Raw genomic sequence first — 25,503 nt, 5'->3', positions numbered from 1 at the left:
GCACTCCTCAGGGGCTGGAGAATCACGGAATGATGTGACGCTAGTGTTTAACGGATAACTGTGCAATGTTTAGTTTGTTAAACGCATGGCGAAGGTGCGCGCGCTGGAAATCCGCCCGGCCGCACTCTAGAACAGGCACAGGACAGGAGGCTTGCGGTGAGCGAATTCGACGTGGGCGGACGGCTTCGGGCGATCCGCGAGGACAAGGGATTGTCGCAGCGCGAGCTGGCGCAGCGGTCGGGCGTGACCAACGGGCTGGTCTCGCTGATCGAGCGCAACAAGACCTCGCCCTCGATCACCTCGCTGCGCAAGATCCTCGAAATTCTCGAGACGACGCTGGCGGAGTTCTTCGACAGCGATACGCCCTCCGAGCCCGGCAAGTTCGTGTTCCGTCATTCCGAGCTCACCGAGATCAACCCGGGCCGGATCTACCGCTCGGGCGGTGCGGCGCTCGATGCGCTCTCGCTCAAGCGGGCGGGCAAGTCGGGGCAGACCAACATTCTGCTGCTCTACGAGACCTATGAGCCCGGCGCCGATACCGGAGCGGAGGCCTATGCCCATGAGGGCGAGGAGGGCGGTTTCGTTATCGAGGGCGAGTTGTTGCTGACGGTGGGCGAGACCACCGAGCTTCTGCGCGCGGGCGATGCCTACCTGTTCGACAGTCGCCTGCCGCACCGGTTCCGGAACGTGGCCAAGGCGCGTTGCGTGGTGGTCTCGGCCGCGACCCCGCCGACTTTCTGAGCGGTGCGCTCAGTAATAAGTCCGCTCTTTCAGGTCGCTCTCGGCCATCATTTTTTCGCAGGCTGCGAGGAAGGCGGCTTCCGCGCTCGACTGCTTTCGCTGCCGATTGGTGAGCAGGTAGATATTCACCATCGGCAACCCGTCATAGGGCGGCAACTGGCGTAGCCGACCCGACTCGACGTCGCGATGCGCGACGTGCAGCGGCAGCGCCCCGATCCCGATGCCGGCCACGATCATCCGGCGCAGCTCGTGCAGGTTCGAAGACACCCCGCGCCAGCTCGGGGCGAGCTTGGCCCTCGCACGCAGCAGCGAAACCGGGTGAAGCGGGCCGTCCTCGGTCTCGGTCTGGAACGACACCGAGGTCTCGCCTTCGATTTCGGCGAGCGTGATGTCCTCGCGGTCGAAAAGGGGATGGCGCGTGCCGCAGAACAATCCGAAATACTCGCGGTAGAGCACCTGCGCGCGGAGGTTCTCGGGCGTCTTGTGAAGCAGGCAAATCCCCAGGCTCGCCCGATTCTGTTGCACCCGGTTCACCACTTCCTCGCTCTCGGCCACCGTCATCGAGAAGGTCACCTTCGAATGTTCGGTGGCGAAATCATGCAGCACCGCGTCGTAGTGATCCGAGATCACATGCGAGGTCGTCGTGATCGCGATATGGCCGCGCAGCTCCTCCGCGCCGGTCTCCAGCAGGGAAGGGATCTGCGACACCGCGCCGAAGATCTGGGCGCATTCCTGATAAAGCAGGTTTCCCGCCCTAGTGACCTTGAATTCATTTGGTTTTCGGATGATCAGCTCGTGGCCGGTGCGTTCCTCCAGCCGCTTGAGCGCGGCCGAAATCGTGGGCTGTTTGAGCCCCAGAAGATAGGCCGCCCGGGAGATGCCCCGTTGCTCCACCACCACCATGAAGGTGCGCAGAAGGTTCCAGTCGAGATGCCAGGGGAATCGTTGTTCGTAGGGCTTGACCATAGCCTATATCTATATTGAAGATTTCTATTATTTATTTGCGCAATGGCGGTCGCCATGCAAGCGTTTCCGTCAACGAGGCTCTGGAAGGGGCGCTCGCCGTGGCGGGACGCGCCGGAAACAAGGCCGCCCGCAGTCATGACCAACAGGAGAAATCCATGACCAACCGCAGAACCGTTCTCAAAACCATCCTCGGGGCTGGCTCGCTCGCCGCGACCGGCATTTCGCTGCCCAGCCTCGCCGCGGCTGACGAGCTAGAGAGCCTTAAGGACAAGGGCGTGATCCGGATCGCCATGTCGGGCGCCTACCCGCCCTTCAACTTCATCAACGATTCGAACGAGGTCGTAGGCTTCGACCCGGCTATCGGCGAGGAGATCGCCAAGCGCATGGGGCTGAAGACTGAGATCGTGACGACCGCGTGGGACGGGATCATCGGCGGTCTGCTGGCCAACAAATACGACGCCATTGTCGGCTCGATGTCGATTACGCCCGAGCGCGAGAAGGTCGTCGATTTCGTCGGTCCGTATTACACGACAAAGCGCGCGATCTTCGTGCTGCCCGACAGCCCGATCAAATCCGTTGCCGACCTGAAGGACGTGACTGTCGGCGTGACGCTGGGCGAGACGCACGAAGAGTGGGCGCGTGAGCAAGGCTATGACGTGAAGACCTACAAAGGTCTGCCCGAGCTGATCCTCGAGCTTCAGAACGGTCGTGTCGACGCGATCATCAACGACTCGATCGCGGCGATCCTCGCGATGAAGAAGAACGATTACAAATACCGTATTCTCGACGATCTGAAGACCGACGCGATCGGTGCGGGCATCGCCATCCGCAAGGGCAATCCCGAGCTGAAAGACGCGATGCAGAAGGCGCTCGATTCCATGATGGAAGACGGCACCTACGAGAAAATCGCGATGAAGTGGATCGGCGCTGACATCCGCTGATCGGCGCGATCCAAGGAATGGTGGGCAGTCCGTCGTCTGACGGCTGCCCCGCCACCCCCCAAACTTCGATGGATTCCCGAAAGGACACCAAACGGATGACCGCCGACTATGGAAAGCTGACTTGGGAGCAGGTCCGTGACGCGGATAAGGATCGTGTGGTGATCCTGAATGTTTCTGCAACGGAAGATCACGGGCCGCATATGCCGCTCGATACCGATACGGTTCTGGGAATGGCGGTGGCCAATGGCGTTGCCGAAGCCGCGCCTGACGAAGTTTTCGTCATGCCCGCGATCCCCTATGGCTTCAACGAGCATCACAAGGACTTTCCGGGGGTTATCTGGATTCAGCCGGAGACGCTGATCAATTTCGTCTGCGATGTGACCGAGTCCCTCGCGCATCACGGCTTCCGCCGGGTCCTGCTGCTGAACTCGCACGGGTCGAACCACCCGATCCTCGATCTCGCGGCGCGCAAGACGGTCATCCGCACCGGCATCATCTGTGTCTCGGCGTCCTATTGGAACCTGTGCAGCGACCGAATTCAGGGCCTGCGCAAATCCGAGGTGGGCGGCATTGCCCATGCCGGAGAATTCGAAGCTGCGATGTACAAGCATCTGCACCCCGAGCTTGTCGATCTCGACAAGGCCGAGTGTCAGAACCTGCACGATCCAGACACCAAATTCTTCAATCTCGATTTGGCGGCCGGTGGTGGCAAGGCGATGCTGATGCGCTGGTGGTCCTCTGTGTCACCCGACGGCACGATGGGGGATCCAACCGTCGCCGATGCCGAGACCGGGAAGGCGTTCCTGGAAGCGGCGATCGAAGAGACGACAGCGCTCGTGCGCGAGATACGCGCGCTGCCCATCCTGTCCCGCCGCGATCATCATTAAGGGGAATGCCGTGGATATCGAACTAATCCTCAAGGTCTATCCGTACTTCCTGAAGGCCGCCGTGATCACGGTCGAACTGTCGGTTCTGACCATCGTGCTGGGGCTCATCTGCGGCGCACTTGGCGCAGCATCCCGGCTTTCGCGCTTCGCCATCCTGCGCTTCATCGGGGCGGCCTATGTCAGCTTCTTTCGTGGCACGCCCGCGCTGATCCAGCTGTTTCTGCTTTATTTCGGCGGCCCGCAGATCGGCATCCAGCTCGATGCCTTTCAGGCAGGTGTGATCGGGCTGGGCGTCAATATCGGGGCCTACATGACCGAGACGATGCGCGGCGCGATCGTCGCGGTCGACCGGGGGCAGACCGAGGCCGCGCGCACGCTGGGTCTGTCGAAGGCGCAGGCCTTCCGCAAGGTGACGCTGCCGCAGGCGCTGCGCCTGATGATCCGACCGCTCGGCGTGAATATCAACGCGCAGATCAAGGGCACGGCGCTCGTCTCGGCGATCTCGGTGGTGGAGCTGACCTATACCGCGCAGCGCTACATCGGTTCGACCTACAAGCCGTTCGAGATGTTTTTCCTCGCGGGGGTTCTCTACCTCATCATCATCACCGCGGTGGGTAAGGGCGTGTCGTTCCTCGACCGCAAGGTGCGCATCCAATGAGCCGCGCATCCGCCCGCCTTTCCCGTCCGCAAGAGAAGGAGTGAGCCATGGGTCTCGATTTCTCCGTCATCCCGCCTTTCTACGGCACGCTCTTGCTGGGTGTCTTGTGGACCATCGCCATTACCGCCGCCTCGGCGCTCCTGAGCTTCTTCGGGGGTATCCTGCTTGCGGTGATCGCGCTTTACGCGCCTGCCATCATCCGCCTGCCGGTGCGCTTCATCGCCTGGCTCTTCATGGGCACGCCGCTGCTGCTGCAACTCTTCCTGATCTATTTCGGGCTGGTGCAGGTCGGCATCGACCTTCCGGCCTTCGTGGCAGGTGTGATCGGCCTCGGCTTCCACTTCGCCGTCTATAACTCCGAGCTGATCCAGACCGCGATGCTTGCGGTGGACAAAGGTCAGATGGAGGCCGCACGGACGCTGGGCCTGTCGCGCAGACAGGCGCTCGTCAAGGTCGTGGTGCCGCAGGCGGTGCGCGACGTGCTGCCGCCCATCGGCAACAACATGATCGCGCTCCTGAAGGACTCGGCGCTGGTCTCGGTGATCGGGGTGTCGGAACTGACGCTCTCGGCGCAGCGCGCAATCGGCCAGACCTACCGCGCCTTCGAGTTCTACGCGGCCGCTGCCGTCCTCTACTACATCATCAATCTCGGCATGGAGGCGGTGATCCGCTGGTTCGAGAACCGCAACCGCCTCTATCGCTGATCCGGGAGATATCGACATGACAGAGAAAAAATCCTTCGTCGAAATCCGTCACGCCCAGAAATCCTACGGCACGCTGGAAGTGCTCAAGGACATCTCGCTCAACGTGGAGCGTGGCCAGATCGTCGCGATCATCGGGCCCTCGGGCTCGGGGAAATCCACGCTGCTGCGCGCCATCAACGATCTCGACCCGCTCACCGGCGGCGAGGTCTGGCTCGACGGGGTGCAGGTGAATAAGTCCCTGCCGCACAACCAGTATGAGAAGCACATCAACCAGATGCGTCAGGACATCGGCATGGTGTTCCAGCACTTTAACCTATTCCCGCATCTCAGCGTTCGGGACAACGTGACGATGGCGCCGAAGCTGCTGAAGAAGATCTCCGACAAAGAGGCCAACAAGCTCGCCGAAGAGCAACTCGATCACGTCGGCATGCTGGAGCGCATCGACTATTACCCGGCGCAGCTTTCGGGCGGTCAGAAGCAGCGTGTGGCGATCGCCCGCGCGCTGGCGATGAAGCCGAAGCTGATGCTGTTCGACGAAGCCACCTCGGCGCTCGATCCCGAGCTGGTGGAAGAGGTGAACCTGGTCATGAAGAAGCTCGCGCAAGAGCACATGACCATGATCATCGTCACCCACGAGATGGATTTCGCCGCCTCGGTCTGCGACCGCGTGCTGTTCATGGACAAGGGCGTCGTGGTCGAAGAGGGGCCGCCCGAGCAGGTCTTCAAGAACCCGACCCAGGAACGGACCCGGAATTTCCTGCGCAAACATCTCGAAGGTGCAAAATGACGACTGAAAAGTCTCACCTGTTCTACCAGTCGCGCCAGCCGCGGCCTTTCCTCGAACGCTCCGAGGGGATCTACCACTACGACGAGAACGGGAAACGCTATATCGACGGTTCCTCGGGGGCGATGGTCTCCAATATCGGCCATTCCAATCCGCGCGTGCTGGAGAAGATGAAGGCGCAGATGGACCGTTCGACCTTCGGCTACCGGCTGCATTTCCGCACGCACCCGTCCGAGGACCTCGCCGCACGGGTCGCCGCACGGATGCCCGAAGGGCTCGACAAGGTGTTCTTCGTCTCCGGCGGCTCCGAGGCCGTCGAGACCGCGATCAAGCTCGCACGGCAATACGCCGTCACGCAGGGCGAGGAGAGCCGCTACAAGGTGATCTCGCGGCTGCCCTCCTATCACGGCGCGACGATGGGCTCGTTGAGTGTGACCGGCAGCCCGCTCTTCACCGGGAAATTCGCGCCGATGTTCACGGAGATGCCGAAAGTTCCGGCACCGACCTGCTACCTCGACCGCGACAATCTCACCGAGGAAGAACGCGGCATCAAATATGCCGAGATGCTGCGTGAGAAGATCGAGGCCGAGGGCCCCGAGACGGTGCTCGCCTTCCTGATGGAGCCGGTGGGCGGGGCCTCGACCGGCGCGCTCGTGGCGCCCGACAGCTATTACACCCGCGTGGCTGAGATCTGCCAAGAATACGGCATCCTGCTGATCTATGACGAGGTGATGACCGGGGCAGGGCGCACCGGCAAGTTCCTCGCCGCCGAGCATTGGGGGATCACCCCCGACATCGTCGCGCTCTCGAAAGGGTTCGGGGCGGGCTACGCGCCGCTGGGCGCCGTGGTCGCGCGTCACGACATGGTCGAGGCGCTGCTCGACGCGGGCGGCTTCCTGCACGGCTTCACCTATGCGGGCAACCCGCTGGCCTGCGCGGCTGGTCTCGCGGTGCTCGACGAGATGGAAGAACAGGACCTGATCGGCAATGCCGCGCGGATGGGCGATGTTCTCAAGGCCCGGCTGACCGGACTGATGGACCGCTACCCCTTCATCGGCGACGTGCGCGGCAAGGGCCTGCTGCTGGCCTTCGAGCTGGTCTCGGACCGCGACACGATGGAGGTTCTGCCGAAAGAGTGGAACGCCCATACCGAACTGGTCGAACTGGCCTATGAGCGCGGTCTCATAATCTATTCGCGTCGCACGCGAGGCGGCTACGAGGGCGATCATTTCCTCGTTTGCCCGCCGCTGATCGTGACCGAAGAGCAGATCGACGAGATCAGGGCGATTCTCATCGACGCGCTCGATGCCTTCGCCGCCAATCACGACCTGCCGGTGGTCGAGGAGGTCAGCGCATGAAGCTGCCCGACAAATCCATCGCGATGGAAGAGGTGGTCGCGCAGATCCCCGACGGCGCCACGGTGCTGGTGGGCGGCTTCGGCGTGCCCGGTACCCCCTTCGCGCTGCTGCGCGAGCTGGCCCGTCAGGGGCAGCGCGATCTCGTGCTGGTCAAGAACGACGCCAACGAGGCGGGCATGGGTATCGACCACCTGATCGCGGGCGGTCAGGTGCGCAAGCTGATCGTGACCCATCTCGGGCTCAACGCCAACGCCATCGCGGCGATGAACGAGGGCCGGATGGAGGTCGAGTTCTGCGCGCAGGGCATCCTCGCCGAGCGTATCCGTGCAGGCGGCGCGGGGCTGGGCGCGATCCTCACCGATATCGGCATCGACACCGAATTGGCGCAGGGCAAGCAGGTGGTCGAGATGAATGGCCGCCCGATGCTGGTCGAACCGGCTCTGCGTGGCGATGTGGCGCTGGTCCATGCCGCGCGCGCCGATTGCTTCGGCAACCTCGCCTATGCCGCCACCGCGCGCAATTTCAACCCGCTTATGGCGATGGCCGCGACCCGCGTGATCGCCGAGACCGAAGAGCTGCTGCCGTTGGGCGGGATCGACCCGGACGCGGCCGAGAGCCCCGGTGCCTTCATCGACCACGTCGTGAAGCTCGACGAGATTTCCGAGGAGTATGGCATTGTCAGACGCTAGATCCCGCATGGTGGCCCGTGCCGCGCGCGAAATCGCGCCCGGCATGGTCGTGAACCTGGGTATCGGCTTGCCCACCAAGGTGGTCAACCATCTGCCCGCCGACTTCCCCGTCTGCCTGCATTCGGAAAACGGGCTGACCGGGATCGGGCCGACGCTGCCGCCCGAGCGCGCCGACCGCAACCTGATCGACGCGGGCGGGGCCTATGTCTCGACGATCCCCGGCTCGGCCTTTTTCGACAGCGCGGTGAGCTTCGCGCTGGTGCGCTCGGGGCGGCTCGACCTGACGCTGCTGGGCGCTTTCGAGGTCGCGCAGAACGGCGATCTGGCGAACTGGAAAATCCCGGGCAAGTTCTCCCCCGGCGCGGGCGGCGCAATCGAACTGGCGCAGAAGGCGCGCCGCGTCGTCGTGATGACCACCCATTGCGACCGCAAGGGCAACCCGAAGCTGCTCGAGACCTGCTCGCTGCCGCTGACCGCGAAGGCGCGGGTGGCGCGGATCTATACCGACATGGCGGTCGTGGACGTGACCGCGCAGGGCTTCGCGCTGGTCGAACTGGCCGAGGGCATCTCCGAGTCGGAGATCCGCGAAGCGACCGGCGCGCCCCTTGCACTGCCGCAAGGCGACATTCCCAGATTCTGAGGCACCACATGGATACCGAGCTGAAAACCCGCATCCTCTCGGCGGTCGACGCCGCATTCGACGACGAGACCGCGTTTCTCTCCGAGCTGACCTCGCACCCGTCCACCCGTGGGCAGGAGCAGAGCGCGCAGGACTTCATGGCCGCCGCCCTCGACGAGCGCGGCTACGAGGTGGACCGCTGGCAGATCGATGTCGACAAGATCCGCGACATGCCGGGCTTCTCGCCGGTGATGGGCGATTACGAGGACGCGGTGAATGTGGTGGGGACCCATCGCAGCCAATCGCGCAAGGGGCGCTCGCTGATCCTCAACGGTCATATCGACGTGGTGCCCGCGGGCCCGCTGGATATGTGGGACGCGCCGCCGTTCGAGCCGCATGTCGCCGATGGCTGGCTTTACGGGCGCGGCGCGGGCGACATGAAGGCGGGGCTGGTGTCGAACCTCTTCGCGCTCGATGCGCTGCGCAAGGCAGGCTTCGCCCCCGGCGCGGATGTGTTCTTCCAATCCGTCGTGGAAGAGGAGTGCACCGGTAACGGCGCGCTGGCCTGCCTTGAACGCGGCTACCGCGCCGACGCCGCGCTGATCCCCGAACCGTTCGAGGAAAAGCTGGTGGGCGCGCAGCTCGGCGTGGTCTGGGCGCAGGTGCATCTGAAGGGTCTGCCCACGCATGTGGCCTATGCGGGCACCGGCGCGAACGCGATCGAGGCCGCGATCCCGCTGATCGAGGCGCTGCACGGGCTGGAAGAACGCTGGAACGCGCCGGGCTGCCGGCACGGTGATTTCGGCCATGTCCATCACCCGATCAACCTCAATATCGGTAAGATCCAGGGTGGCGACTGGGCGTCCTCCGTCCCCGCCTGGTGCATCTTCGACATGCGCATCGCGATCTATCCGGGTCAGGATATCGCCGCCGCACGCGCCGAGATCACCGAGACCATCATGGATGCCGCGCGCAACAACGCCTTCCTGAAGAACTCGCTGCCCGAGATCGTCTGGCACGGGTTCATGGCCGAGGGCTATGCGCTTTCCGACGACCACTCCGCCACGGCGAAGGCTGCGATCGGTGCCCTCGAAGGGGCGCATCGCAGCGTCAACGAGAGCGATCTCGACCGCGTGGCGATTACCGCGACCACCGATGCCCGCTTCTTCGGGCTCTATGCCGATACGCCCGCGCTGGTCTACGGGCCGCGCGCCGAGGCGATCCACGGCTTCAACGAGCGCGTCGAGCTGGAAAGCATCCGTCGCATCACCCAGAGCACCGCCCTGTTCATCGCGGACTGGTGCGGGCTCGAAACCATCTGAGGATTCCCATGCGCGACGCTGTCATCGTCTCAACCGCCCGCACGCCCATCGGCAAGGCCTATCGCGGGGCGTTCAACAATCTCGAAGGCCCGGCGCTGGCCGCCCATGCCGTGCGCGCGGCCGTCTCCCGTGCCGGGCTTGAGGGCGGCGAGATCGCCGATGCGATCTTCGGCTCGGCCCTCACGCAGGGCTCCACCGGCGTCAATGTCGCGCGCCATATCGCGCAGGCTTCGGGTCTGCCCGATAGCGTGGCGGGCGTCACGCTGGACCGGCAATGCGCCTCGGGGCTCAACGCCATCGCGGCGGCGGCCCATGGCGTGATGACGGGCGAGATGGACGTGGCGCTTGCGGGCGGGCTCGACTCGATCTCGCTGGTGCAGAACGAGCATTGGAACGGCTATCGCTACCGCAGCCCCGGTGTGCCCGACGCCTATTACATGTCGATGATCGAGACGGCGGAGGTCGTGGCCGAGCGCTATGGCGTGACCCGCGAAGCGCAGGACGCCTATGCGCTGCAAAGTCAGGCCCGCACCGCCGCCGCGCAGGAGGCGGGCCGCTTCGACGCCGAGATCGTGCCGGTCGAGGCGGTGAAGCTGGTAAAGGACAAGGCCACGGGCGACGTCTCGGAGCAGTCGGTGCGGCTCGAGCGCGACGAGTGCAACCGCCCGCAGACCACGCTGGAGGGGCTTCAAGGGCTCAAGCCGGTGCTGGGCCCCGACAAATGCGTGACCGCAGGCAATGCGAGCCAGCTCTCCGACGGCGCGTCCGCTTGCGTGGTGATGTCCGCCGAGGAAGCCGCACGGCGCGGGCTGGAGCCGCTGGGCGCGTTCCGGGGCATGGCGGTTGCGGGCTGTGCACCCGACGAGATGGGCATCGGCCCGGTCTTCGCGATCCCGCGCCTGCTGGAGCGTGCGGGGCTCTCCATCGAGGATATCGGCCTGTGGGAGATCAACGAGGCCTTCGCTTCCCAGCTCCTCTATTGCCGCGACCGGCTGGGCATCCCGGACGACAAGCTCAACGTTAATGGCGGCGCGATCTCGATCGGCCACCCCTATGGCATGTCGGGCGCGCGCATGGCGGGCCATATCCTGCTGGAAGGCAAGCGCCGCGGCGCGCGCTACGGCGTCGTGTCGATGTGCATCGGCGGCGGGCAGGGGGCTGCGGGCCTGTTCGAAATCTTCTGAAGAAAACGAGGCGGGCGTCCTTCGTGACGCCCCGTTCCGCTTTCCCTTCGCGTTACCCGCGTTATCGTGGGCGCGCGACAAAGAGGGAGGCGCGTTTTCCAGATGGTGTTCAAGGTTATCCGGTACGAGGTCGAAGAGCAGGTCGCGGTGATCACGCTCAACCGGCCCGATGTGATGAACGCGCTCAACGCGCAGATGCGCGCGGAAATCCTCGAGGCGGTGAAGCGCGCCGAGGATGAGGCACGGGTGATCGTGCTGACCGGCGCGGGCCGGGCCTTCTGCTCGGGGCAGGATCTGGGCGACGGGGTCGCGGCGGCTGGGCTCGATCTGGAGCGGGTGCTGCGCGACGAATACGAGCCGATGCTCAAGGCGATCTACGAGAGCCCGCTGCCGGTGGTCTCCGCGGTGAACGGGCCTGCGGCAGGGGCGGGGGCGAATATCGCGCTGGCTGCGGATGTGGTGATCGCCTCGGAAGCGGCGAGCTTCATTCAGGCCTTCACGCGGATCGGGCTGATGCCGGATGCGGGCGGCACCTATTGGCTGCCGCGTCAGGTGGGCTTTGCCCGCGCGATGGGCATGGCGCTGTTCGCCGACAAGATCTCGGCGCGGCAGGCGGCCGATTGGGGCATGATCTGGGAAGCGATCGCGGAGGTCGATTTCGACCATCACTGGCGCGCCCGCGCGGCGCATTTGGCCAATGGCCCGACGGCAGCCTATCGCGCGGTGAAGCGGTCGCTGCGCGAGGGCTACAGCAATGATCTGTCGACCCAGCTGGAACTGGAGGCGGAGCTGCAGGGCAGCCTCGGCCAGAGCCATGATTTCCGCGAAGGCGTGACCGCGTTCCTCGAGAAGCGCGCGCCGAAATTCGAGGGGCGCTGAGCGCCTCGCGGCCTTGCCAAGTCGCCGCGCCCGCGCTAGCCAGAGCGCGCTGCGGGCGTGGCGAAATGGTAGACGCACGGGACTTAAAATCCCTTGGGCATTGCCCGTGCCGGTTCGAGTCCGGCCGCCCGTAGCCTTTTCGGCGAAAATGTGAGCTATCGTGAGGCCGTCCGGGCATGGGCGTGCCGCAGGCTTGGCCAATCGAGGCTTGCCCGCTGACCTCCCGCCCCCTAAACCCTTGAACCAAGCAAGGGAGAATTCATGGCTCGCAGACCGACGGGACCGGCCGATGACCGGCCGAAGACGAAGAAGATCGGCGCGCTCAAGGGGCTCGGCCCCTTCATCGCACCTTACAAGGGACTTGCCTTCGGGGCGTTGCTGGCGCTGATCGCCACCGCCTCGATCTCGCTGATCCTGCCGCTCGCGGTGCGCCGCGTGGTGGACGGGTTCCAGAAGGGCGCGGCGCTTCTCGATCAATACTTCTTCGCCGCTCTGGTGATCGCCGGGCTGCTCGCGATCGGGACGGGCCTGCGCTACTACCTCGTGACGCGCTTCGGCGAGCGGGTCGTGGCCGATATCCGCAAGGCGGTGTTCGACCGGGTGATCTCGATGAGCCCCGCCTTCTTCGAGCGAATTCTAACCGGCGAGATCATCAGCCGCATCACCACCGACACGACGCTGATCCTCTCGGTGATCGGCTCCTCCGTCTCGGTGGCGCTGCGTAATGTGCTGATCCTGATCGGCGGGTTGATCATGTTGATGTTCACCTCGGCCAAGCTGACCGGGCTGGTGCTGCTGGTCGTGCCGGTGGTCGTGGTCCCGATCGTGGTTCTGGGCCGCCGCCTGCGGGTGCTGGGGCGCGAGAACCAGGACTGGATCGCGAATTCGTCGGGCTCGGCCTCGGAGTCGCTTCTGGCCGCGCAGACCGTGCAGGCCTTCACCCACGAGGCGATCACCCGCGAGAAATTCTCCGACGTCACCGAGAAAGCCTATCTCTCCGCCAAGAAGCGGATCGGCACGCGCGCGGTGATGACCGTGATCGTGATCTTCCTCGTCTTCGCAGGCGTCGTCGGCGTGCTGTGGATCGGTGCGCGCGATGTGCGCGGTGGCGAGATGAGCGTGGGCGAGCTGGTGCAGTTCGTGATCTACGCGGTGATGGTGGCGGGCTCTGTCGGCGCGCTGTCGGAAATCTGGTCCGAATTGCAGCGGGCTGCGGGCGCGACCGAGCGTCTGGTGGAACTGCTGCAGAGCGAGGATTCGGTGAAAGACCCTGAGCATCCGGTGCCGCTGCCGCTGCCCGCAACCGGCGCGATCCGGTTCGAGGATGTGAGCTTCCATTACCCGTCGCGGCCGCAGGCCTCGGCGCTCGACCATGTCGATCTCGACATCGCGCCGGGCGAAACGGTGGCGCTGGTCGGCCCGTCGGGCGCGGGCAAGACGACCGTCGTGCAGCTGATCCAGCGGTTCTGGGACCCCGAGACCGGCAAGGTGACGATCGACGGCTACGACCTGCGCGACATGGCGCGGCACGATTTCCGCCAGGCGATCGCACTGGTGCCGCAGGACCCGGTCGTCTTCGCCGCTTCGGCGCGCGAAAACATCCGCTTCGGTCGTCCCGATGCGAGCGATCGCGAAGTCGAAGAAGCCGCGCGCGCGGCCCATGCCTACGACTTCCTCGATGCGCTGCCCGAAGGGTTCGATACCTATGTCGGCGAGCGCGGCGTGATGCTCTCGGGCGGTCAGAAACAGCGGATCGCGATTGCGCGGGCGATCCTGCGCGACGCGCCGATCCTGCTTCTGGACGAGGCGACCTCGGCGCTCGACGCAGCCTCGGAACGCGAAGTGCAGGCGGCTGTCGATCAGCTGGCCAAGACCCGCACCACGGTGATCGTGGCGCACCGTCTGGCCACCGTGAAGAAGGCCGACCGGATCGTCGTCTTCGAGGAGGGCAAGATCGTCGCGCAGGGCACACATGACAGCCTCGTCTCCGAAGGTGGTCTTTATGCCGAACTCGCGAGGCTGCAGTTCACCGAAGGGGCGTGACGGGGCGTTCGCGCCTTTGCACCTTGAACCCGGACGCTTGTTTCCCCACGTCAGAATTTGCGTGACGTGACGTTTTGGCGGCGGCGTAACTCTTGCCGTGACGGGCGCTTTTGCCGCATCCTGCGCATGGCCCGTCAGTGGAGGAACGCGGCGGCCCCGGGAGGAGAATAATGCAGAAATTCGCGACAGTTGCCGACCGTGATGCGGTCGAGGCCGAGAAACCCTGGGAGGCGCGCAACCGCCCCGAAACGCTTTACGGCTTTCTGAGCGAGACCGCCAAGGCCCATGGCGATCGTCCGGCCCTGTCATTCCAGATCATGTCCGGCCCGACCGACAAGGCGGAGACGCTGAGCTGGTCGCAGCTGCACGGCAAGGTCACGCAGGCCGCGAACCTGCTGCGTCATCTGGGCGTGGGGCCGACCGATACGGTGGCCTACCTGCTGCCGAATTCGCTCGAGACCGCGACGGTGCTTCTGGCAGGCGCGACGGCCGGGATCGTGAACCCGATCAACCCGCTTCTCGACGCCGAGCAGATCGGCGCCATTCTGCGTGAGACCAAGGCGAAGGTTCTGGTGACGCTGAAGGCGTTCCCGAAGACCGACGTGGCGCAGAAGGCGGCTGAAGCCGTGCGCCTTGCGCCCAATGTCGAGGCCGTGCTGGAGGTGGATCTCAATCGCTACCTCTCGCCGCCGAAAAGCTGGATCGTGCCCTTCATTCGTCCCAAGACCGAGGTGAAGCACAACGCGAAGGTGATGAGCTTCAACGGCGAAGCCAGCAAGATGCCCGGCGACCGGCTGATGTTCGACGATCCCAACGAGGATCGCGTCGCGGCCTATTTTCACACCGGTGGCACGACGGGCATGCCCAAGGTCGCGCAGCACAAATATTCCGGCATGATCTACAATGGCTGGCTCGGCGGGCGGCTCTTGTTCAAGCAAGACGACGTGATGATGTGCCCACTGCCGCTGTTCCACGTCTTCGCGGCCTATCCGATCCTGATGTCGGCCATCGCGAGCGGCGCGCATGTCATCTTCCCAACCCCTGCGGGCTATCGCGGGGAAGGGGTGTTCGACAATTTCTGGAAGCTGATCGAGCGCTGGCAGGTGACCTTCCTGATCACCGTGCCGACCGCTGTGTCCGCGATGGTGCAGCGCAAGGTCGATGCCGATATCTCCTCGCTGCGGATCGCGCTCTCGGGCTCGGCCCCGCTGCCGATCGAGCTTTACAACCGCTTCAAGGCCGCGACCGGGGTCGAGATCGCGGAAGGCTACGGCCTGACCGAGGCGACCTGTCTGGTGTCGGTCAACCCGGTGGACGGGATGAAGAAGGTGGGCTCGGTCGGTATTCCGATGCCCTATACCCATGTGCGCATTCTCAAGAAGCGCAACGGCACGTTCGATGAATGCGCGCGCGACGAGGTCGGCGAGATCTGCGTCGCCAATCCGGGCGTCTTCGAGGGCTCGACCTATACCGAGCCGGACAAGAACCACGATCTGTTCGCCGAGGAGCGTTTCCTGCGTACCGGCGATCTGGGCCGTATCGACGAGGATGGCTATCTCTGGATCACGGGCCGCGCGAAGGACCTGATCATCCGGGGCGGGCACAATCTCGACCCGGCGGAGATCGAGGACGCGTTGCTGAGCCACCCGGCGGTGGCCTTCGCCGGTGCGATCGGCCAGCCTGACAGTTTCGCGGGCGAGCTGCCCTGCGCCTATGTCGAGCTGGTGGCCGATGCCGAGGTGACCAACGAGGAGCTGATGGAGCATGCGCGCGCCAATATCCACGAGCGCGCTGCGGTTCCGAAATATCTCGAGGTGATGGACGAGTTGCCGAAGACGGCGGTGGGCAAGATCTTTAAGCCCGACCTGCGCAAGAAGGCGATCATCCGGGTGCTCAATGCCGAGCTGGAGACGGCGGGCATCGAGGCGCACGTCATCTCGGTCACCGAGGACAAGAAGCGCGGTCTGGTGGCGCATCTGGCGACCACGGGAGACTGCGATCAGGATGCGCTGGCCCATAAGTTGGGCGAGTTCACCGTGCCGTGGGATTGGGCCCGGTAACCTCCCTCTCGCATCGCTAGCAACAATCGCGCCGCCCTCCGGGGCGGCGTTTCGATTGTGGAAACATCATGGCGGCCCATCGTGAAATTGCCCCGGTGGAGCCCCAGTGCGTCCCGATTCCGATGGTTAATGAAAGGTAACGAAGTCGTCTCCGCATCAAGAACGGGGCGGCCACATCGAGATCGAGCGTGTCATGTTGTTACCGATTGCCAGTTTTGCGAAACGCTGTCTCGCCCTTGTGGTGGCGAGCGTCCTCTATGCCTCCGCCGCGCAGGCGGTGACGGTCGATCTGATCGCCAACGGTGATTTCGAGACCGGCGATCTGTCGGGCTGGAATTCGACCAGCTCTTCCTATGCAGAGGATTTCCAGATCAATAACGGGCGGTTCAATCCGCGCGGGCCGACGCGCCGCGTGGACCCGATCTCGGGCAGTTACGACGTGATGAACGAGCAAACCGGCTACGGGATTTCGACCCTGACGCAGTTCTTCACGGTCCCCGATCGGGTGATCAGCGCAAGTTTCAACTTCACCTATCAGCTCGTGAACCACTACGCGTCGGGCTTCGACGACCCTAATCAGCAGTTCCGCGTGAGCCTGATCGACGATGCGGGCGCGGTGATCTCGCAGATTTTCTCGACCCAGCCGGGCGACGCGTCGGTGCAGAGCGCGACGCCGCTGAGCTACGATCTGACCAGTTATCTGCAGGCCGGGGCAGGTTCGACGCTGGGCATCCAGTTCGATGTCGAGACGAGCTATTACTATATGAACGCCTCGCTCGACGACATTGCCATGATGGTGGAAACGCCCGCCACGGTGCCGCTTCCCGCCTCGGTCTGGATGATGCTGGCGGGGCTGGGGCTTTTCGCGGCGCTTGGCTGGTCGCGCAAGGTCCGTAATGGCGCGGATATCGCAAACTGCGACGGTCCTGTCGCGGCGTAAGAGGCCGTGAAAGCGTCCCGACAACGCCACTGACATATCCTCAGCCCGCCACGTAAGCGCCTCAATTGGCCGGAAATCTCGAAGGGTGACGCCAAAACGGCGTCGATACAAAGGAGACACGAAATGCGCTGTCTGGCTGCCCTTTTTCACCTCTTCAAGCGCCGCGAGGATCGGATTGACCTGCGGATGAAAGAACTCGGCTCGATGCCCGCACCGTGCCGCAGACGCGTATCGCCTTTCGCCGAGATGCCGAAGCCTCAGTAAAAGCACGCGCTTTAGTCAGCTACCCGTACCAGTACGAAACGCCCGAGGGTCATTCCCAGCGGGCGTTTGTTTGTCTCAAGGGGCCTGTCGCGCCGTGAGCGCGGCTCAGAAGTCGACCGCGACGCCGGGCAGGTCCAGCTCCTTCATCAGGTCGCGCACTTCCTGACGGGCCGCCACGTTTGAGATGTTGAGGCTCTCGACGCCGAGATCCTTGAGGTCCAGAAGCGTCAGCCCGCGCGGGAACAGCTCGCGGAAGATCACCCGCTCGGAGAAGCCGGGCGAGACGCGGAAACCGATGCGCTTCGAGAGCTGCTCCAGCGCCGCGCCGACCTTGCGCTTGTTATGCATCTGCTGAGCGCCCACGCGGTTGCGCAGCACGATCCAGTCGATCGGCTTCAACCCCGCCTTCGCGCGCAGCTGCCGCGCCGACCAGACCATCTCGGAATAGATCGACGGGCCGATCACCTTCGACGTCACCGGGTCGATCCGTGCCAGCAGGTCGAAATCGATGAAGCTGTCATTGAGCGGCGTGACCAGCGTATCGGCCAGCGAATGTGCGACCTGAGACAGCCGCGTATGCGAGCCGGGGCAGTCGATCAGGATGAAGTCGCAAGACGGCTCCATCTCGGCCACGGCGGTCGACAGACGATGGTCATAGGGGTTCTCCCCCGGACCCAGCGTCGAGGCGTCCACCTCGGGCAGTTCGCGATAATCGGGGCAGGGCAGGTCGAGCCCCTCGCGGTCCATATAGGCCAGCCGGTTCTCGACATAGCGCCCGAAACTGCGCTGCCGCAGATCGAGATCGAGCGCCCCCACTTTCCATCCCATCCGCGCCAAGGCGGTCGCCACATGCATCGAGGTGGTGGACTTCCCCGACCCACCCTTTTCGTTGCCCATCACGATGATATGCGCCAAGTCCCATCCCCGCTTTGTCTTGTGTCTTGTCCCTTACCAGACACTATAGATGGCAATGGGGAACTGGGGAAGGTGGCGCGCAAGGTGCGAGGTGCCGTGGCGTAGAAACACTGCGTTTAAGCAACAGAGAAAGAGCGCAGAGCATGGATATGCTCTGCGCTCTTTCGTTTCGTTCGAAGTGTATGTCGGAACTTACCGGCTGAACTTCTTATACTTCACCCGCTTCGGCTCGACCGCATCCGGCCCCAGACGACGGATCTTGTCTTCCTCGTAATCCTCGAAGTTGCCCTCGAAGAATTCCACATGGGCGTCGCCCTCGAAGGCGAGGATGTGGGTGCAGAGGCGGTCGAGGAAGAAGCGGTCGTGCGAGATGATGATCGCGTTGCCGGCGAAGTCTTCGATCGCGGCTTCCAGCGCCTGCAAGGTTTCGACGTCCAGATCGTTGGTCGGTTCGTCGAGCAGCAGCACGTTGCCGCCTTCTTTCAGCAGCTTGGCCATGTGGACGCGGTTGCGCTCACCGCCCGAGAGCAGGCCCACCTTCTTCTGCTGGTCGCCGCCCTTGAAGTTGAACGCACCGCAATAGGCGCGGCTGTTGACCTGCGCGTCGCCCAGTTCGATCAGCTCGGCCCCGCCGGAGATTTCCTCCCAGACGGTCTTGTTCGCATCCAGCGCGTCGCGCGACTGGTCGACATAGGCCAGCTTGACGGTGTCGCCGACGGTGATCTCGCCGGTGTCGGGCTTGTCCTGACCGGTGATCATGCGGAACAGCGTGGATTTACCCGCGCCGTTCGGGCCGATCACGCCGACGATGGCGCCCGGCGGGATCGAGAAGGACAGGTTCTCGATCAGTTGCTTGTCGCCGTAATGTTTCGAGATGCCCTCGACCTCGATCACCTTGCCGCCCAGACGCGGGCCGTTCGGGATGATGATCTGGGCCTTGCCGACGCGCTCGCGCTCGGACTGGTCCGCCATCTTCTCATAGGCCGAGATACGCGCTTTGGACTTCGCCTGACGAGCTTTCGCACCGGCGCGGATCCACTGAAGTTCCTTCTCGAGGACTTTCTGCTTGGCCTTGTCTTCGCGGGCTTCCTGCTCGAGGCGCTTGGCTTTCTGCTCCAGCCACGCGGAGTAGTTGCCCTCGTAGGGGATGCCGCGGCCGCGCTCGAGTTCGAGGATCCACGAGGTGATGTCGTCGAGGAAATAACGGTCGTGCGTGACGCAGAGGATCGTGCCCTTGTACTCGATCAGGTGCTTTTGCAGCCAGGCGATGGTTTCCGCGTCGAGGTGGTTGGTCGGTTCGTCGAGCAGCAGCATGTCGGGCGCTTCGAGCAGCAGCTTGCACAGCGCGACCCGGCGGCGCTCACCGCCCGAAAGGGTTTCGACATCGGCCTCGTCGGGCGGGCAGCGCAGGGCTTCCATCGCGACGTCGACCTGGCTGTCCAGATCCCAGAGGTTTTCCGAGTCGATCTCGTCCTGAAGCTGGGCCATCTCCTCGGCGGTCTCGTCCGAGTAGTTCATCGCCAGCTCGTTGAAACGCTCCAGCTTGGCCTTCTTGGCGGCCACGCCTTCCATGACATTGCCGCGCACGTTCAGCGCCGGGTCCAGATCGGGCTCCTGCGGGAGGTAGCCGACCTTCGCGCCTTTCGCGGCCCAGGCCTCGCCCGAGAAGTCGTTGTCGAGGCCCGCCATGATGCGAAGCAGCGTGGATTTACCCGCGCCGTTGACACCGACGACGCCGATCTTCACGCCGGGAAGGAAATTCAGGCGGATGTTTTCGAAGCATTTCTTGCCACCCGGATAGGTCTTCGAGACACCATCCATGTGATAGACATATTGATAGGACGCCATGGTCGACCTCGTTTGGAATAAGGGGTTTGGGCGCCTTCTATGCGGAAAGCAGGCATAGGGAAAGGGGGCGTGGCGGGGGCCTACGGGCGAGCCTGTCGCTTCTGTCGTCTGACCATCATTTTTCAACGTGCGAAAATGCGCAGAACTGTGTGTGAAAAGGGTAGTTTTCTGCGGATGCGAACGGTCCTAAATCACCGTCATCGCCGAGGGCACAGACGCTTCCCCCTGTCGCTTCGCTCTCGGTGAGAAGAACAACATGCGTATTCGTATAGGAGAGTAACAATGAAAACGCTGATCACGACTTCCGTCCTCGCCCTCGCCCTGAGCACCTCGCTGGCAGCTGCCGGTGGTGACGGCTACGGCTCCATCGCGCCCACGATGTCGCAAAGCTCCTCGGCCAGCAAAGGCTCGGCTGTTGGTGAAGTGACCCCCGGCAAAGCGCAGATCGCAGCCCAACTCGGTCTGAACCCGACCGAATACACCACCGCTGAACTGTTCCGCATCCAGAACGCTCTGCGTAACGGTAACCGCGAAGAGGCAAAATTCGTCATCAACCACACCAACCGTCAGCCGGTTGACGTGGCGCCGCAGCCTGTGATGGGCCGTGACGCGTAAGTTCGACGCAGTCTTCTGACCGAAAACGGCCCCCTCTGGGGGCCGTTTCTATCTCCGGGCTATCGTACCCATTTCTTTCGAGAAAATAGATTTCCTATTGTATTCCAGTCACTTCACGGAATCCGGACCAGCCGAGAGTTCCCTGTGTATATGTGTTTGAGCGAACATGGGGTGGGGCCAAAACGGCCTTTTGTGCAATGATTGGGCTCATATGTCGGGGTCATCGGCGCCACAGGGTGCCGCTGGAAATCAACCTGCTGATGAAAGGATTTCATCATGACCCGCAATCTTCTGACCACTGCCATCACGGCGCTTGCCCTTGCTGCCGGCTCCGCCGGGATCGCCTCGGCCGCCACGACCCAAGTCGGGGCCGACAATGGAACGGATCTGGGTGTCATCGCCCCTTCGATGACGCCGCAATCCCCTGCCTCGTCGATGGTCGTCAATGCGACCAATCAGGGGAAAAACCAGATCGCCGCAGAGCTGCAAACCTTCCCCGGCCTGAACAATGTCGATCCCACGCAATACTCGGTGGACGAGTTGCAGAAGATGTTGCACGCGGCGCGTAAAGGCGATGCCTCCAAGTTGGCCTATTACCGTAGCCACGAAGTCCGCCACCAGGGCGGTCCCGGCCTTGGCGAGACCACACCGGGCAAGACCCAGATGGCCGCGCAGCTTGGGCTCAACCCAGATGAGTACACCGTGGCCCAGCTTCAGCGCATCCAGCATGACGTGCAGCGCGGAAACTACGGCGACGCCAATTTCATCGTGACCCAAGGCGCCTCGTCGCAACCCGCGATGATGCTGTTTGCGCCCAGTGCCCAATGAGCTGACATTCCCTGACTCGACGAAAAGGGCGGTCCTTCGGGGCCGCCTTTTTCATGCGCTTTGACAGGGCGTTCAAAGCCTGTATCCCTGAGCGAAGACGATGGGAGAGACGATGCTCGAAACGCTAAGACATTATTACGAAGGCGACAGCCACCGGGCGCATGTCTTCCGCTACGGGCTTCTGATTTTCGACCTCGTGACGATCGTCTTCGTCATTGTCTCCTCGTTCTTCCCCCATTCCAGCACGATCAGCGTCATCGACGTGATCATCGGCGTCGTGATCGTGGCCGATTTCCTCGCCCGATATGCGATCTCGGATGAGAAGATACGGTTCTGGACCCGCGCGCCGACTTGGGCGGATCTGGTTTCCATCGGCTCGTTTCTCGCGCCGATCGCGGGGCAGGGGCTGGGCTTCCTGCGAATATTGCGGACGCTGCGGCTGTTGCACACCTATCAGCTACTCGAGCGTCTGCGCTCCGACTTTAGATTCTTCCGTCGCCATGAAGAAATCATCGTCGCCGCGATCAATCTTGTGGTCTTTCTCTTCGTGATGACGGGGCTGATCTACGCCACGCAGGTGCGGATCAACCCGGAGATCAAGAACTACGCCGATGCGCTCTATTTCACCGTGACGACGCTGACCACGACTGGGTTCGGGGATATTACGCCCAAGGGCGAATGGGGGCGAATGATCTCGGTCGCGATCATGATCTTCGGGGTGACGCTGTTCTTGCGACTCGCGCAGGTGTTGTTCCGGCCTACGAAGGTACGCCATGAGTGCCCGACCTGCGGGCTGAGCCTGCACGATGCCGATGCGATCCATTGCAAACATTGCGGCGAGGTCATCCACATCGACACCGAAGGGCTGACCTGAGCTTCAGCAGGGATTCGCGAGCACCATCACATACCACGGGCCCTTGCCATCGCGCCGGGGCACGACCGCCACGCCGATCCTGGTCACGCCGCGCAGCAGGATGTTGCGGCGATGGCCGGGCGAATGCATCCAGGCGTCGAACACCTCGCCCGGATCGCGCTGGCCCATCGCGACATTCTCGGCGATCAGGCAGGCGCGGAAGCCAGCCGTCGCCGCCCGCCTGAGCGGGGTCGATCCGTCCGAGCCCTTGTGATCGAAGAAGCCGCGCCGGGCCATGTCGCAGCCTTGCGTTGCTGCGGCCTGCGTCAATTGCGGATCCATCGCGAGCGCGTTCAGCCCCTGAGCTTGCCGCTGTTGCGAAGTCGCCTGCGCAATCTCGCGACCTTGGGCGGCATCGATGGCGCATTCGCCAGCCTGCGCCGCGACGGGCAGCAGGCCGAGAAGCAATGCGAGCAAAGCGAGAGTGCGGATCAAACGAGCCTTCCCCAGAGATCGTATTCCGAGGCCTCATCGACCTCGACCGTCACGATATCACCGGGGCTGAGATTCTCGAAATCCTCATCGATGAACAGGTTGCCGTCGATCTCGGGCGCGTCTGCCTTGGTGCGGCAGGTGGCGCCTTCGGCATCGACCGCATCGACGATGACCTGTTGCACCGAGCCGACCTTGGCTTGCAGCTTCGCCTCGGAAATCGCCTGCGCCTTCTCCATGAAGCGGTTCCAACGATCCTGTTTCACCTCGTCAGGCACGTGATCGGGCAGGGTGTTGGAGCGCGCGCCCTCGACGTTTTCATATTGGAAGCAGCCGACGCGGTCGAGCTGCGCCTCGTCCATCCAGTCGAGCAGATATTGGAACTCGTCCTCGGTCTCGCCGGGATAGCCCACGATGAAGGTCGAGCGCAGCGTGATATCCGGGCAGGCCGCGCGCCACGCCGCGATCTCGTCGAGCGTCTTGGCCGAGGCCGCGGGCCGCGCCATCCGCTTGAGCACATCCGGGTGGGCGTGCTGGAACGGAATATCCAGATAAGGCAGAACGCCGCCGCCATTCTCCTGCGCCTCCGCCATCAGCGGGATCAGGTTGCGCACATGCGGGTAGGGGTAGACGTAATGCAGCCGCACCCAAGCGCCGAGCGAGCCCAGATCCCGCGCGAGATCGGTGATATGCGCGCGGTGGCCCCGCTCCTCCGCGTGTTTGATATCGACGCCGTAAGCGGACGTGTCCTGCGAGATCACCAGCAATTCGCGCACGCCCGCGCTGACCAGTTTCTCGGCCTCGCGCACGATCGCATGGGCCGGACGGCTGACGAGGCGGCCGCGCATGTCGGGGATGATGCAGAACTTGCACTTGTGGTTACAGCCCTCGGAAATCTTCAGATAGCTGTAATGGCGCGGCGTCAGCTTCACGCCGGCGGCGGGCAGAAGATCGACGAAGGGATCGGGATCGGGCGGCACGGCGGCATGGACCGCGTCCAGCACCTGCTCGTATTGATGCGGGCCGGTCACGGCGAGCACGGAGGGGTGCGTGCCGGTGATATATTCGGGCTCCGCGCCCAGACAGCCCGTTACGATGACCCGGCCGTTTTCATTGAGCGCCTCGCCGATCGCCTCGAGGCTTTCCGCCTTGGCGCTGTCGAGAAACCCGCAGGTATTCACGATCACCGCATCCGCGCCCGCGTAATCGGGCGAGATCGCGTAGCCCTCGGCGCGCAGCCGCGTGAGGATGCGTTCGCTGTCGACCAGTGCCTTGGGGCAGCCAAGCGAGACCATCCCGATCAGCGGCTGACCGGGGCGGGGGGCATCCGAGATGCGCGCGCGGGGCGCGAGATCGGGACGCAGGTTCGGAGGGTTTGTGCTCATGGCGCGCGATATAGCCCTTGCAGAGCGTTCCGAAAAGCCCCCCGCGTGACGGGGGGTATTCCCGTGGCATGAGAGGCGGATTTCGGCCCCACTCGCGCCAAACGAGAAAACACTTGCCAGATCAGGTATATTTAAAGTTGAATATTTGAAGCTGTTTTTCGAACGGCACAGCCGAGGCGCAGGGGGGAAGGGAGAGCCTGCCTGCGCGACAAACCGGCTCAGAGGGAGGAAACTAATGAAGAAGTTTGAATTACCCCGTTTTGCGGGGGCGGTTTCGCTGTGCCTGGCGTTGGGCGTTCCAGGTGTCGCAAGCGCGACCGAGGGCTACTTCGCCCTTGCTTACGGACCCGCGCAGCGCGGTGTCGGCGGGGCAGGGGTGGCCTATTCGGTCGACCCGATGTCAGCGGCGATCAACCCCGCGAATATCGCCGATATCGGCCACGCGATGACCTTCGGGCTCGAGGCGTTCTCGCCGCGGCGGGGATTTGACGCAAACGGGGCCTTCCCCTTGCCCGATGGCGGGGCGGAGTCGGGGCATGAATGGTTCGCGATCCCGAATTTCGGCTATAACCGCCCGCTGGAAGGCGGCGGCGCGTTGAACGTCATGGTCTATGGCAATGGCGGCATGAATACGAGCTATCCCGATGTCGCGAACCCGAACTGCGCGGCCGCGCCGGGCGATTCCGGGATTTTCTGCGACGGGAAGGCGGGCGTCGATCTGATGCAGATGTTCGTCTCGGTCGGCTACGGGCGCAAGGACGGGAACTTCAGCTGGGGCATCGCGCCGACCTTCGCCGCACAACGGTTCGCGGCGCGCGGCCTGAACCCTGCGTTGTTCGGGCCGATGACGACGGATGCCAGCAATTTCAGTGGCAGAGGCTACGATATCTCCACCGGGTTCGGCCTGCGCGCCGGTCTGAAATACGAGATTTCGCCGCAGGTCACGGTAGGCGTCGCGGGGCAGACCCGCTTCAAGATGACGAAATTCGACAAATATGCCGGGCTTTTCGAGGATGGCGGCAGTTTCGACATTCCCGCCTCGATCAGCGCGGGCGTCACATTCAAGCCGCGCAGCGATCTGGCGCTGATGCTCGATTACCAGCGGATATTCTACAGCAATATAGCTGCGGTCGGGAATTCCAATACCAACGGACTTTTCGGAGCCAAGGGCGGCGCGGGCTTCGGTTGGGACGATGTGGATGTCGTTCGGATCGGCGCGGAATGGCAGCAGACGCCGGACATGACGTGGCGCGCGGGCTATGCCTACGCGACGAACCCGATCGGCAAGGAGGACGTGATGCTGGGCGTGCTCGCCCCCGGTGTGGTCGAGCATCATTTCAGCTTCGGCGGGGCGAAGAAGCTCAACGAGCGCGACACGTTCGACTTCGCAATCAACTACGTTGCGCCGCATAAGGTCAAAGGGCCGGGCATGTTCGGCGGCGATGTCGAATTGGACATGCATCAGTTCTCGGCCTCGGTGGGCTGGACCCGGCGGTTCTGACCCTCCGACCAACCGACCAAAGAAAAA

24 protein-coding genes and 1 tRNA gene are annotated in these 25,503 nt (G+C 63.6%); 20 read left to right on the top strand and 5 right to left on the bottom strand.

Annotated elements, in window-relative coordinates:
- Positions 1 to 156 precede the first annotated feature (156 nt).
- The gene (locus BMI88_RS11530; protein WP_078522564.1) at positions 157 to 741 is read left to right on the top strand and encodes a cupin domain-containing protein; all 585 of its coding nucleotides are present in this window, start codon (positions 157 to 159) and stop codon (positions 739 to 741) included.
- Between the two features lie 9 nt (positions 742 to 750).
- Here the strand turns inward: BMI88_RS11530 and BMI88_RS11525 are convergent, their stop codons facing one another.
- The gene (locus BMI88_RS11525) at positions 751 to 1,707 is read right to left on the bottom strand and encodes a LysR family transcriptional regulator (RefSeq protein WP_078522565.1); all 957 of its coding nucleotides are present in this window, start codon (positions 1,705 to 1,707) and stop codon (positions 751 to 753) included.
- 155 nt (positions 1,708 to 1,862) lie between these two features.
- Here BMI88_RS11525 and BMI88_RS11520 point away from each other — a divergent pair, with 155 nt between their 5' ends.
- The 15 genes from BMI88_RS11520 (at position 1,863) to BMI88_RS11450 (ending at position 16,775) form a co-directional block, all read left to right on the top strand.
- Positions 1,863 to 2,648, top strand: a complete 786-nt coding sequence (locus BMI88_RS11520; protein ID WP_078522566.1) for an ABC transporter substrate-binding protein — start codon at positions 1,863 to 1,865, stop codon at positions 2,646 to 2,648.
- A gap of 95 nt (positions 2,649 to 2,743) precedes the next feature.
- Positions 2,744 to 3,535, top strand: a complete 792-nt coding sequence (locus tag BMI88_RS11515) for a creatininase family protein (RefSeq protein WP_168173978.1) — start codon at positions 2,744 to 2,746, stop codon at positions 3,533 to 3,535.
- 10 nt (positions 3,536 to 3,545) lie between these two features.
- A complete protein-coding gene (locus BMI88_RS11510) occupies positions 3,546 to 4,193 on the top strand; it encodes an amino acid ABC transporter permease (protein ID WP_078522568.1) in 648 nt (215 codons plus the stop codon).
- Between the two features lie 47 nt (positions 4,194 to 4,240).
- Positions 4,241 to 4,897 (top strand): amino acid ABC transporter permease, encoded by a 657-nt coding sequence (locus BMI88_RS11505; protein WP_078548868.1) that lies wholly within the window; start codon positions 4,241 to 4,243, stop codon positions 4,895 to 4,897.
- 16 nt (positions 4,898 to 4,913) lie between these two features.
- Complete coding sequence (locus tag BMI88_RS11500; RefSeq protein WP_078548865.1) at positions 4,914 to 5,684, top strand: amino acid ABC transporter ATP-binding protein; 771 nt, start codon at positions 4,914 to 4,916, stop codon at positions 5,682 to 5,684.
- Positions 5,681 to 7,039, top strand: a complete 1,359-nt coding sequence (locus tag BMI88_RS11495; RefSeq protein WP_078548863.1) for an aspartate aminotransferase family protein — start codon at positions 5,681 to 5,683, stop codon at positions 7,037 to 7,039. The genes BMI88_RS11500 and BMI88_RS11495 overlap by 4 nt, the downstream gene beginning before the upstream one ends.
- Positions 7,036 to 7,728 (top strand): CoA transferase subunit A, encoded by a 693-nt coding sequence (locus BMI88_RS11490; RefSeq protein WP_078542167.1) that lies wholly within the window; start codon positions 7,036 to 7,038, stop codon positions 7,726 to 7,728. Before BMI88_RS11495 ends, BMI88_RS11490 begins: the two co-directional genes overlap by 4 nt.
- Positions 7,715 to 8,368: a 3-oxoacid CoA-transferase subunit B gene (locus BMI88_RS11485; RefSeq protein ID WP_246831871.1), complete on the top strand. Its 654-nt coding sequence runs from the start codon at positions 7,715 to 7,717 to the stop codon at positions 8,366 to 8,368. Before BMI88_RS11490 ends, BMI88_RS11485 begins: the two co-directional genes overlap by 14 nt.
- 8 nt (positions 8,369 to 8,376) lie before the next feature.
- Positions 8,377 to 9,669 carry an ArgE/DapE family deacylase gene (locus BMI88_RS11480; protein WP_078548858.1) on the top strand — a complete coding sequence of 431 codons (1,293 nt, stop codon included), beginning with the start codon at positions 8,377 to 8,379 and terminating at the stop codon, positions 9,667 to 9,669.
- Between the two features lie 8 nt (positions 9,670 to 9,677).
- Positions 9,678 to 10,853 (top strand): acetyl-CoA C-acyltransferase, encoded by a 1,176-nt coding sequence (locus BMI88_RS11475; RefSeq protein WP_078548855.1) that lies wholly within the window; start codon positions 9,678 to 9,680, stop codon positions 10,851 to 10,853.
- 102 nt (positions 10,854 to 10,955) lie between these two features.
- Positions 10,956 to 11,732: an enoyl-CoA hydratase-related protein gene (locus BMI88_RS11470; protein ID WP_078548853.1), complete on the top strand. Its 777-nt coding sequence runs from the start codon at positions 10,956 to 10,958 to the stop codon at positions 11,730 to 11,732.
- A gap of 51 nt (positions 11,733 to 11,783) precedes the next feature.
- A tRNA-Leu gene (locus BMI88_RS11465) sits at positions 11,784 to 11,865 on the top strand.
- A gap of 128 nt (positions 11,866 to 11,993) precedes the next feature.
- Positions 11,994 to 13,775: an ABC transporter transmembrane domain-containing protein gene (locus BMI88_RS11460; protein WP_078548851.1), complete on the top strand. Its 1,782-nt coding sequence runs from the start codon at positions 11,994 to 11,996 to the stop codon at positions 13,773 to 13,775.
- 170 nt (positions 13,776 to 13,945) lie between these two features.
- On the top strand, positions 13,946 to 15,835 hold the full coding sequence (locus tag BMI88_RS11455; protein WP_078548848.1) for an acyl-CoA synthetase: 1,890 nt from the start codon (positions 13,946 to 13,948) through the stop codon (positions 15,833 to 15,835).
- A gap of 193 nt (positions 15,836 to 16,028) precedes the next feature.
- Positions 16,029 to 16,775, top strand: coding sequence for a VPLPA-CTERM sorting domain-containing protein (locus BMI88_RS11450; RefSeq protein WP_078548845.1), 747 nt, complete (start codon positions 16,029 to 16,031; stop codon positions 16,773 to 16,775).
- Between the two features lie 369 nt (positions 16,776 to 17,144).
- Here the strand turns inward: BMI88_RS11450 and BMI88_RS11445 are convergent, their stop codons facing one another.
- A complete protein-coding gene (locus tag BMI88_RS11445; RefSeq protein WP_078522580.1) occupies positions 17,145 to 17,954 on the bottom strand; it encodes a division plane positioning ATPase MipZ in 810 nt (269 codons plus the stop codon).
- Positions 17,955 to 18,146: 192 nt separating this feature from the next.
- Positions 18,147 to 19,802: an energy-dependent translational throttle protein EttA gene (gene ettA, locus BMI88_RS11440; RefSeq protein ID WP_078548842.1), complete on the bottom strand. Its 1,656-nt coding sequence runs from the start codon at positions 19,800 to 19,802 to the stop codon at positions 18,147 to 18,149.
- 282 nt (positions 19,803 to 20,084) lie between these two features.
- On the opposite strand from ettA, the gene BMI88_RS11435 reads away from it, so the two are divergent.
- The 3 genes from BMI88_RS11435 (at position 20,085) to BMI88_RS11425 (ending at position 22,119) form a co-directional block, all read left to right on the top strand.
- Positions 20,085 to 20,417, top strand: coding sequence for a hypothetical protein (locus BMI88_RS11435; RefSeq protein ID WP_078548823.1), 333 nt, complete (start codon positions 20,085 to 20,087; stop codon positions 20,415 to 20,417).
- A gap of 276 nt (positions 20,418 to 20,693) precedes the next feature.
- Positions 20,694 to 21,245, top strand: a complete 552-nt coding sequence (locus BMI88_RS11430; protein ID WP_078548806.1) for a hypothetical protein — start codon at positions 20,694 to 20,696, stop codon at positions 21,243 to 21,245.
- Between the two features lie 112 nt (positions 21,246 to 21,357).
- Positions 21,358 to 22,119, top strand: coding sequence for an ion channel (locus BMI88_RS11425; protein ID WP_078548802.1), 762 nt, complete (start codon positions 21,358 to 21,360; stop codon positions 22,117 to 22,119).
- Between the two features lie 3 nt (positions 22,120 to 22,122).
- Here BMI88_RS11425 and BMI88_RS11420 read toward each other — a convergent pair whose 3' ends face one another.
- A complete protein-coding gene (locus BMI88_RS11420; RefSeq protein WP_078548799.1) occupies positions 22,123 to 22,593 on the bottom strand; it encodes a CAP domain-containing protein in 471 nt (156 codons plus the stop codon).
- Complete coding sequence (gene rimO / locus BMI88_RS11415; protein ID WP_078548796.1) at positions 22,590 to 23,975, bottom strand: 30S ribosomal protein S12 methylthiotransferase RimO; 1,386 nt, start codon at positions 23,973 to 23,975, stop codon at positions 22,590 to 22,592. The genes BMI88_RS11420 and rimO overlap by 4 nt, the downstream gene beginning before the upstream one ends.
- A gap of 235 nt (positions 23,976 to 24,210) precedes the next feature.
- On the opposite strand from rimO, the gene BMI88_RS11410 reads away from it, so the two are divergent.
- Positions 24,211 to 25,476: an outer membrane protein transport protein gene (locus BMI88_RS11410; RefSeq protein WP_078548794.1), complete on the top strand. Its 1,266-nt coding sequence runs from the start codon at positions 24,211 to 24,213 to the stop codon at positions 25,474 to 25,476.
- Positions 25,477 to 25,503 lie beyond the last annotated feature (27 nt).

Origin of the sequence: Thioclava sp. F36-6, assembly GCF_002020305.1 — a bacterium.
Lineage (GTDB): Bacteria > Pseudomonadota > Alphaproteobacteria > Rhodobacterales > Rhodobacteraceae > Thioclava > Thioclava sediminum.
Note: the sequence above shows the minus strand (reverse complement) of the source record. Positions and strands in the feature narration are given on the sequence as shown.

Bases quoted from the DNA above. Each gene is read 5' to 3' on its own strand.
- BMI88_RS11525 (WP_078522565.1), bottom strand. From the start codon at position 1,707: ATGGTCAAGCCCTACGAACAACGATTCCCCTGGCATCTCGACTGGAAC.
- BMI88_RS11520 (WP_078522566.1), top strand. From the start codon at position 1,863: ATGACCAACCGCAGAACCGTTCTCAAAACCATCCTCGGGGCTGGCTCG.
- BMI88_RS11515 (WP_168173978.1), top strand. From the start codon at position 2,744: ATGACCGCCGACTATGGAAAGCTGACTTGGGAGCAGGTCCGTGACGCG.
- BMI88_RS11505 (WP_078548868.1), top strand. From the start codon at position 4,241: ATGGGTCTCGATTTCTCCGTCATCCCGCCTTTCTACGGCACGCTCTTG.
- BMI88_RS11500 (WP_078548865.1), top strand. From the start codon at position 4,914: ATGACAGAGAAAAAATCCTTCGTCGAAATCCGTCACGCCCAGAAATCC.
- BMI88_RS11495 (WP_078548863.1), top strand. From the start codon at position 5,681: ATGACGACTGAAAAGTCTCACCTGTTCTACCAGTCGCGCCAGCCGCGG.
- BMI88_RS11490 (WP_078542167.1), top strand. From the start codon at position 7,036: ATGAAGCTGCCCGACAAATCCATCGCGATGGAAGAGGTGGTCGCGCAG.
- BMI88_RS11480 (WP_078548858.1), top strand. From the start codon at position 8,377: ATGGATACCGAGCTGAAAACCCGCATCCTCTCGGCGGTCGACGCCGCA.
- BMI88_RS11475 (WP_078548855.1), top strand. From the start codon at position 9,678: ATGCGCGACGCTGTCATCGTCTCAACCGCCCGCACGCCCATCGGCAAG.
- BMI88_RS11470 (WP_078548853.1), top strand. From the start codon at position 10,956: ATGGTGTTCAAGGTTATCCGGTACGAGGTCGAAGAGCAGGTCGCGGTG.
- BMI88_RS11460 (WP_078548851.1), top strand. From the start codon at position 11,994: ATGGCTCGCAGACCGACGGGACCGGCCGATGACCGGCCGAAGACGAAG.
- BMI88_RS11455 (WP_078548848.1), top strand. From the start codon at position 13,946: ATGCAGAAATTCGCGACAGTTGCCGACCGTGATGCGGTCGAGGCCGAG.
- BMI88_RS11450 (WP_078548845.1), top strand. From the start codon at position 16,029: ATGTTGTTACCGATTGCCAGTTTTGCGAAACGCTGTCTCGCCCTTGTG.
- ettA (WP_078548842.1), bottom strand. From the start codon at position 19,802: ATGGCGTCCTATCAATATGTCTATCACATGGATGGTGTCTCGAAGACC.
- BMI88_RS11435 (WP_078548823.1), top strand. From the start codon at position 20,085: ATGAAAACGCTGATCACGACTTCCGTCCTCGCCCTCGCCCTGAGCACC.
- BMI88_RS11430 (WP_078548806.1), top strand. From the start codon at position 20,694: ATGACCCGCAATCTTCTGACCACTGCCATCACGGCGCTTGCCCTTGCT.
- BMI88_RS11425 (WP_078548802.1), top strand. From the start codon at position 21,358: ATGCTCGAAACGCTAAGACATTATTACGAAGGCGACAGCCACCGGGCG.
- rimO (WP_078548796.1), bottom strand. From the start codon at position 23,975: ATGAGCACAAACCCTCCGAACCTGCGTCCCGATCTCGCGCCCCGCGCG.
- BMI88_RS11410 (WP_078548794.1), top strand. From the start codon at position 24,211: ATGAAGAAGTTTGAATTACCCCGTTTTGCGGGGGCGGTTTCGCTGTGC.